Annotated in this window: 8 protein-coding genes; 5 read left to right on the forward strand and 3 right to left on the reverse strand. The window is 65.7% G+C overall.

Going from position 1 to position 8,008, the window contains the following annotated elements:
• Positions 1 to 12 precede the first annotated feature (12 nt).
• Complete coding sequence (locus tag ON40_RS10230; protein ID WP_063712979.1) at positions 13 to 591, reverse strand: TetR/AcrR family transcriptional regulator; 579 nt, start codon at positions 589 to 591, stop codon at positions 13 to 15.
• Positions 592 to 693: 102 nt separating this feature from the next.
• Between ON40_RS10230 and ON40_RS10235 the strand changes: the two genes are divergently transcribed.
• Both ON40_RS10235 and ON40_RS10240 read left to right on the forward strand, forming a co-directional pair.
• On the forward strand, positions 694 to 1,665 hold the full coding sequence (locus ON40_RS10235) for an SDR family NAD(P)-dependent oxidoreductase (RefSeq protein ID WP_040820959.1): 972 nt from the start codon (positions 694 to 696) through the stop codon (positions 1,663 to 1,665).
• On the forward strand, positions 1,662 to 1,886 hold the full coding sequence (locus ON40_RS10240) for a hypothetical protein (protein WP_051192940.1): 225 nt from the start codon (positions 1,662 to 1,664) through the stop codon (positions 1,884 to 1,886). Before ON40_RS10235 ends, ON40_RS10240 begins: the two co-directional genes overlap by 4 nt.
• Before the next feature lie 40 nt (positions 1,887 to 1,926).
• Here ON40_RS10240 and ON40_RS10245 read toward each other — a convergent pair whose 3' ends face one another.
• Both ON40_RS10245 and ON40_RS10250 read right to left on the reverse strand, forming a co-directional pair.
• Positions 1,927 to 2,802, reverse strand: a complete 876-nt coding sequence (locus ON40_RS10245) for a D-alanyl-D-alanine carboxypeptidase family protein (protein ID WP_051192944.1) — start codon at positions 2,800 to 2,802, stop codon at positions 1,927 to 1,929.
• Positions 2,803 to 2,877: 75 nt separating this feature from the next.
• Positions 2,878 to 3,225, reverse strand: coding sequence for a hypothetical protein (locus tag ON40_RS10250; RefSeq protein ID WP_040820961.1), 348 nt, complete (start codon positions 3,223 to 3,225; stop codon positions 2,878 to 2,880).
• Between the two features lie 128 nt (positions 3,226 to 3,353).
• Here ON40_RS10250 and ON40_RS10255 point away from each other — a divergent pair, with 128 nt between their 5' ends.
• The 3 genes from ON40_RS10255 to rpoB all read left to right on the forward strand — a co-directional run.
• On the forward strand, positions 3,354 to 3,581 hold the full coding sequence (locus ON40_RS10255) for a hypothetical protein (RefSeq protein ID WP_040820963.1): 228 nt from the start codon (positions 3,354 to 3,356) through the stop codon (positions 3,579 to 3,581).
• A gap of 138 nt (positions 3,582 to 3,719) precedes the next feature.
• Positions 3,720 to 4,676, forward strand: a complete 957-nt coding sequence (locus tag ON40_RS10260) for a slipin family protein (RefSeq protein WP_169541848.1) — start codon at positions 3,720 to 3,722, stop codon at positions 4,674 to 4,676.
• A gap of 323 nt (positions 4,677 to 4,999) precedes the next feature.
• A partial coding sequence (rpoB, locus tag ON40_RS10265; protein ID WP_040820965.1) for a DNA-directed RNA polymerase subunit beta occupies positions 5,000 to 8,008 on the forward strand: 3,009 nt, incomplete at its 3' end.

Here is an 8,008-nt window from a genome sequence, read left to right on the forward strand (position 1 = left end):
CCGGAGACTACCTCAGCGCACGATCAGCTCGATAGCGATGGCCAGGCGCTCGAGGAACGCCGCACGGGTGGTGACCTGCTGCTTGATTCCGATCGACGTGCTGATCAAAGTCTGTGCCACCGCGGCTGATCGGGGCGCGAGGGCGGGGTCCGTCGATTCGGCCAGGGCGGTGTCCAGGAGTGCGGCGAATCGCGAGGGGTACTCGGTCACGGCGGGTCCGAGCAGGTCCGAGTATTCCTCGGCCATGGTGTTGACCTCGCGGCTCATCGCGCCGATGTAGCGACCGGTCCACTGGTCGAACGCGTCGAGGAGCCGGTCGCGGATCGGCCGGGTCTGATCGGTGAGCACCTCGATGACCGCGGCGATGCTGCGGTCCAGGGCATGGGTGACGGCGGCGGTGAACAGCTCTTGTTTGGCGCCGAACATCAGGTACAGGCCGGGGCGCGAGATGTCGGCGGCGCGCGCGACGTCCTCCATCGACGTCTTCCGATAGCCGTACCGCACGAAGGTGCCCAGTGCCGCGGCGAGCACCTGCTCGCGCCGACCGCCGTCCGTGTGCGGGTCCGGCGTGCCCTCGTTGGTGGCGTCCATCCGCACACCCTACCTGGTTGTGGACGTACTATACAAAGTAGGTAAAAGTTGTAAAGTTGGTGGCAGAGGCCGACAACAACCGTGCCGATCAGGAGGATTCCGATGACCCGAGGTCCACTCATCTCCACTCGCTTCGACGGTTCGAGCACCGCCGACGAAGTGGCCGCCGGTGTCGACCTACGCGGGCTGCGCGCGGTGGTCACCGGTGCATCCTCGGGACTCGGGGCGGAGACGGCTCGGGTCCTCGCGGTCGCGGGCGCGGATGTCACTCTCGCTGTACGCGATATCTCGGCGGGTGCACGCGTGGCCGACCGGATCGCTTCGCGCGGTGCGTGTTCGAGGCCCGCGGTGGCCGCCGTCGACCTGGCCGACCCGGGCAGCGTGGCGCGTTTCGCGCGGGGCTGGGACGGCCCGCTGCACCTTCTGGTCAACAACGCCGGGCTGGTCACCCCGGGTCTGGAACGAAACGAGCAGGGCTGGGAACTGCAGTTCGCGACCAATCATCTCGGCCACTTCGCCCTCGCCCACCTACTGCACGACGCACTGGCCCGCGGCGCGGTGGATCGCGGCGCAGCCCGAATCGTGGCGGTGAGTTCCACCGCCCACATGCGCGCCCCGGTCGACTTCGACGACATCCACTTCGAACACCGGTCATACGATCCGCAGATCGCATACGCCCAGTCCAAGACGGCGAATTCACTCTTCGCCGTCGAAGCGACCAGACGGTGGGCCGCAGATCGCATCGTGGCCAATGCGGTGAATCCCGGGGGAATCAGGACCGGACTGCAACGGAACTTCACGCAGCGGCAGCGCGAATCACTCGACGCCGCCAAGGCCGCCGGAGTGTTCACCTACAAATCCGTCGAGCAAGGCGCCGCGACCACCCTGGTGGCGGCCGTCGCACCGGAATTCGAGGCAACCGGCGGGCATTACCTCGACGACTGCCGCGAGGCATATACCGTCCCCGACGATGCGGACCTCACCGCCCACAGCCACGGCGTCAAGCGATGGGCTCTGGACCCGGACGCCGCGCGTGAGCTCTGGTCGATGTCACTCGCAACCCTCGAGCTGTGACCTTCGTCGAATCTGCCGGATTACATTGGAAGACCAGAACTTTGGTCGATCTGGCTGCCGGTCGCCCATTCATCTGGATCGATGACGAGATCAGAGATCACGACGAGATATGGGTCCGCGGGAATCATCCGGGCCGGGCCCTGCTCCATCGGGTCGACGGTATATCCGGGCTGCTGGACACCGATTTCACCGCTCTCGCCGAATGGCTCGCCGCACCGTGATGTTCGTGACACGGTGTGGCGGAGTCACTTTCGGAGGATGTCAGGGGATGGGGATGAGGCTCAGGATCGGGCCGAAGCCCCAGTCGAGCATGTGTCGGGCGTCGGATTCGGCGACGGCGTCGCTGGTGGGGGAGCTGTGCAGGACGACGCCGAGGAGAGGTTGGCCCGCGCGGACCGTCTCGAACAACAGGCATGTGCCCGCGGCGTCGGTGGAGCCGGTTTTGATGCCGACGGTGCCGGGATAGTCGCGGAGCAGGAGATTCGTTGTGCGCCAGACATGGTCGCGATTGGCGGGACCGGCGGGCTGGTGATAGGTCTGAGCCATGGCGTGCATACCGAGTTTCACCAGGTCCGCCGGGGTGGAATAGGTGGCGTGGCCGGTGGGCGCGGGCAGGCCGCTCGGGTCGGTGAAATGGGTGTTCGCCAGGCCCAGACGTGCTGCGGTGGCGTTCATCTCGGCGATGAAGGCGGCCTGACCGGGGCCGTACGCCTCGGCGAGGGTGTAGGCGGCATCGCAGCCGGAGGGGAGCATCATCGCGTACAGCAACTGTCTGGCTGTGAGTATCTCGCCGGGGACCAGGCCCGCGGTGCTGCCGTCGTACTTGCGGTCGTAGGCGATGATCGCCTGCGGCACGGTGATGGCACGGTCCAGATTGCCCGCCTCCAGGACGACCAGCGCGGTCATCACCTTCGTGATGCTGCCCATCGGGGTCCGGGTGTTCGGCTGACGCGACCAGCGCACCGCACCGGTGTTCCCGTCGGCGAGCTCGGCGAACGGGGCCTGTACGCCGTTCGGCTCGGCGGACATGGTGGGCAGTTGAGCGTGCGAGACGGCGGGAGCGGCCACGGCGGGGCCGGGTGTCACGAGAAATAGTCCGGAAGCGGCAGCCAGCATCACTCGGGCAATTGGTCGCATCGCCATATTGTGCCGTTCGATACCCCTGGTGAGCGGGATTTCGCTGGACGTGGAGCAGCCTGCCGGCGACCGGGCTCAGCGGCCGAGCAGTTCCGCGACGCGCACCGTCGGCCCGGCGTAGGCGAAAACCAGGTTCGGGTCGTGGATGCGGCCGGAAGTCGGTGTGCAGGTGAGCAGTTCGGATCCGACGATCTGCCAGGGCGGCGGCCCGCCGGTGACATGTGCGTGCATCAGCTGCGGCCCGACGAGCGAGCGGGCATGGTCCGGGTCGGCGGAGTCGATGCGGAAGAACGAGTCGAAGACCGGGTCGCCGGTCGGCGCCGGGCTCTGTCCGAACAGTTTCCGGGCGAATGCGGCCAGCGCGCCGGGGGCGCGTCGCACGGATACCGGTGGGTGTATCCGATCGAGCAGCACCGCGACCACGATGAAATGATGTGTCGCGGTGGTTGTCGTGTCGCCGCTGACGGGCTTAACGGATGTTTGTGGCGGCCCGACATGATCGGCTGTCGATCGGCGGGTGATCCGATGGACCTCGCCCCTAGGCTGATCGTATGGCGGACACCGACGACACTCCGTTGACCGAAGCCGAGCACCGGGAGCTCGTCCGGCTGCTTCGACGGTGGTGTGACACCGAATTGGACCAGTCCGCGAACCTGATCGTGCCCACCCGGCTCGGCGATGTGTACGTGAGCGTCGGCCGTCATCCCGTCGTCGAGGACTTGCCCATGGAGTTGTTCGCGCGAATGCCCGACGCATGGTTCGACCGAAATGATCAGTAGTGCAACGGCTGCGTGTGCACCGCTCGGATCCGGCCGGTAGCGCAGCATAATCGTGCTCGCACGCGCGACGACTCGGTGCCATGATCGATGCAGGGCCCGGTTCTTCCGTGTGCCGGGCGATTCGCGTGGTGGTGCGATATGGATATCTTGGGCATCTTCGGCGTCCTGGTGGGGGCGGGAGCGGTACTGACCGGGATCGCGTTCGGGGCGAGTATGCGAGTGGTGGAGCAGTTCGAACGCGGGGTGGTGTTCCGGTTCGGGCGGGTGCGTGACGTGCGCGAGCCCGGGTTGCGGGTGTTGATTCCGGTGGTCGACCGGATGCGCAAGGTGCCGGTGCAGATCGTCACCATGCCGGTGCCGGGGCAGGAGGGCATCACCCGGGACAACGTGACCGTGCGGGTGGACGCCGTGGTGTACTTCCGGGTCATCGATCCGGTGCAGGCGGTGGTCGACGTGCAGGATTACCTGTTCGCGATCGCGCAGGTGGCGCAGACCTCGCTGCGGTCGATCATCGGCAAGAGCGATCTGGATGATCTGCTGTCCAACCGGGAGCATCTCAATCGGGGCCTGGAGCTGATGATCGACAGCCCGGCGCTGTCCTGGGGCGTGCACATCGATCGGGTGGAGATCAAGGATGTGGCTCTGCCCGAATCGATGAAGCGCTCGATGTCCCGCCAGGCCGAGGCCGAACGCGAACGCCGGGCCCGCGTCATCACCGCGGAGGGCGAACTGCAGGCATCCCAGAAACTGGCCGATGCGGGCAAGACGATGGCGGCCGCCCCCGCCGCATTGCAGCTTCGCCTGTTGCAGACCGTGGTGGAGGTCGCGGCGGAGAAGAATTCGACGCTGGTCCTGCCCTTCCCGGTCGAGTTGCTGCGTTTCCTGGAGCGTTCGACACCGGGCGAAGCAGCCGCGGAGCCCGACGAGTCGGCGGAACCGGACTCGTCCCCGCAGGCGGCGAGCGCCGAGACGGACGGCCCGGATTCCCCGGCGCTGGAACCGAAGTCCCGCACCAGGTCCGACACCATCGAGATACTGCAGCCGGGACCCGCGCGCGAGGACGCGACTGTCCGGCCTCGGCTCGACTTGCCGTAATAACCCGCCGAATCGTCCTTGACGAGCCATATATCCGGATGTCATTATTGAAAGGGGAAAGGCACTCGGATTGTGGTGTCTGTTTGTTTCTGCCCTCGACATCTCGTCGTTTCGGGTGTAATTTTGGTTTTCGCGCCGGGGCGCATGCTGTCCAGCTCTCGAAAATGAAATTGACTGCGGAAAGTCGCACTGTCTGCGTGTCGCTTTCCGTCCGTCGGTGTCGAGTCAGGTTAGGTCGGTATCCGGCACGGTGCGCCATGAGGAATGCAGCCCACAGGACGGCTACTACCGCGACGACCGCGCGCAGGCGTGGTCGGCGCGAGGTGCTGGAAGGACGTATCTTGGCAGTCTCGAGTCAGACCGAGGTGGATACCGTCAGCTCGATCGCCCGGATTCCGGGTGCACCCGGACGGGTTTCGTTCGCCAAACTCGGTGAACCCCTGGCGATTCCGGATTTGCTGGCCGTTCAGACCGAGTCGTTCGACTGGCTGATCGGCGGGCGAACGTGGCGGGAACGGGCGGGCGCGGCAGGTGATTCGGTCCTGGGTGGCCTGGAGGAGGTGCTCGACGAGTTCAGCCCGATCGAGGACTTCGCCGCCACGATGTCGCTGTCCCTGTCCGATCCCCGTTTCGAGGACGTCAAGGCCTCGGTCGAGGAATGCAAGGACAAGGATCTGACCTACGCGGCCCCGCTGTTCGTCACCGCGGAGTTCATCAACAACAACACCGGCGAGATCAAGTCCCAGACGGTTTTCATGGGTGATTTCCCGATGATGACCGATCGCGGCACTTTCGTGGTCAACGGCACCGAGCGGGTGATCGTCTCGCAGCTGGTGCGTTCGCCGGGCGTGTACTTCGACGAGTCCGTCGACAAGACCACCGAGAAGACACTGCACAGTGCCCGCGTCATCCCGAGCCGCGGCGCGTGGCTGGAATTCGATATCGACAAACGCGACACCATCGGCGTGCGTATCGACCGCAAACGCCGCCAGCCGGTGACGGTTCTGCTCAAGGCGCTGGGCTGGAGCGCCGAGCAGATCACCGAGCGTTTCGGCTTCTCGGAGATCATGATGACCTCCCTGGAGAAGGACAATACGGCGGGCACCGACGAGGCGCTGCTGGACATTCATCGCAAACTGCGCCCGGGTGAGCCGCCCACGAAGGAATCCGCGCAGGTGCTGCTGGAGAACCTGTTCTTCAAGGAGAAGCGGTACGACCTGGCTCGCGTCGGCCGGCACAAGATCACCCGCAAACTCGGCGTCGATCCCGCCGCGGACGCCGACCGGGTGCTCACCGAGGAGGACATCGTCGCGATCATCGAATATCTCCTGCATCTGCATGCGGGCGATGCGACGATGACCGTGCCCGGTGGCGAGGAGGTGCCGGTCGATGTCGACGACATCGATCATTTCGGCAACCGCCGGTTGCGGACCATCGGCGAGCTCATCCAGAACCAGGTGCGGCTGGGCCTGTCCCGGATGGAGCGCGTGGTGCGCGAGCGCATGACCACGCAGGACGTCGAGGCGATCACCCCGCAGACCCTGATGAACATCCGCCCGGTCGTGGCGGCCATCCGGGAGTTCTTCGGCACCTCACAGTCCTCGACGTTCCTGGACGAACGCAATCCGCTCGCGAGCCTCACCCAGAAACGTCGTCTCTCGGCGCTGGGCCCGGGTGGCCTGACCCGCGAACGTGCCGGTCTCGAGGTCCGCGACGTGCACTACAGCCACTACGGGCGGATGTGCCCGATCGAAACCCCCGAGGGTCCGAATATCGGTCTGATCGGCTATCTGTCGGTGTACGCGCGGGTCAACCCGTTCGGTTTCATCGAGACGCCGTACCGCCGGGTGGTCGACGGCAAAGTGACCGAGCAGGTCGACTATCTGTCCGCGGATCAGGAGGACCGGCACGTCGTCGCGCAGGCGAACGAACCGCTCGATGCCGACGGGCGTTTCACCTCCTCGCGAGTTCTGGTGCGCCGCAAGGATTCCGAGGTCGCGCTGGTCGATCCCGCGCTGGTCGACTACATGGATGTCTCACCGCGCCAGATGGTGTCGGTCGCGACGGCGATGATCCCGTTCCTCGAGCACGACGACGCGAACCGCGCGCTGATGGGCGCGAATATGCAGAAACAGGCTGTGCCGCTGATTCGTTCCGAGTCGCCGCTGGTCGGCACCGGTATGGAGCTGCGGGCGGCGATCGATGCCGGTGATGTCGTGGTGAACGAGAAATCGGGTGTGGTGGAAGAGGTTTCGGCCGATTTCGTCACCGTCATGCACGACGACGGCACCCGGCGTTCGTATCGGATGCACAAGTTCAGCCGTACGAACCAGGGCACCTGCGCGAATCAGCGTCCGATCGTGGACGAGGGTCAGCGCGTGGAGCCGAGGCAGGTCCTGGCCGACGGACCCAGTACCCAGAACGGCGAAATGGCCCTGGGCAAGAACCTGCTCGTCGCGGTGATGCCTTGGGAGGGTTACAACTACGAGGACGCGATCATCCTGTCACAGCGTCTGGTGGAGGAGGACGTGCTCACCTCGATCCACATCGAGGAGCACGAAGTCGACGCGCGGGAAACGAAATTGGGTGCGGAGGAGATCACCCGCGACATTCCGAACATCTCCGAGGAAGTCCTGGCCGATCTCGACGAGCGTGGCATCGTGCGTATCGGTGCGGAGGTTCGTGACGGTGACATCCTGGTCGGCAAGGTCACTCCGAAGGGTGAGACCGAGCTGACTCCGGAGGAGCGGCTGCTGCGTGCGATCTTCGGTGAGAAGGCGCGTGAGGTGCGCGACACCTCGCTGAAGGTGCCGCACGGTGAGTCGGGCAAGGTCATCGGTATCCGGGTGTTCTCGCGTGATGACGACGACGATCTGCCTCCCGGTGTGAACGAGCTGGTGCGCGTGTACGTGGCGCAGAAGCGCAAGATCCAGGACGGCGACAAGCTGGCGGGTCGGCACGGTAACAAGGGCGTCATCGGCAAGATCCTGCCGAAGGAGGACATGCCGTTCCTGCCCGACGGGACTCCGGTCGACATCATCCTGAACACGCACGGTGTGCCGCGCCGGATGAACATCGGCCAGATCCTGGAGACGCATCTGGGCTGGATCGGCAAGACGGGCTGGAACATTCAGCTCGCCGACGGCGGCGATCGTCCGGACTGGGCGCAGCGGCTGCCCGAGGAGTTGCTGTCCGCGGAGCCCGAAACCAACCTCGCCACACCGGTTTTCGACGGTGCGCGGGAGGAGGAGCTGGCCGGACTGCTGGCCTCGACGCTGCCCAACCGGGACGGTGAGGTGATGGTCGGCGCGGACGGGAAGGCCACGTTGTTC

It is taken from the genome of Nocardia jiangxiensis NBRC 101359, from assembly GCF_000308615.1.
Lineage (GTDB): Bacteria > Actinomycetota > Actinomycetes > Mycobacteriales > Mycobacteriaceae > Nocardia > Nocardia jiangxiensis.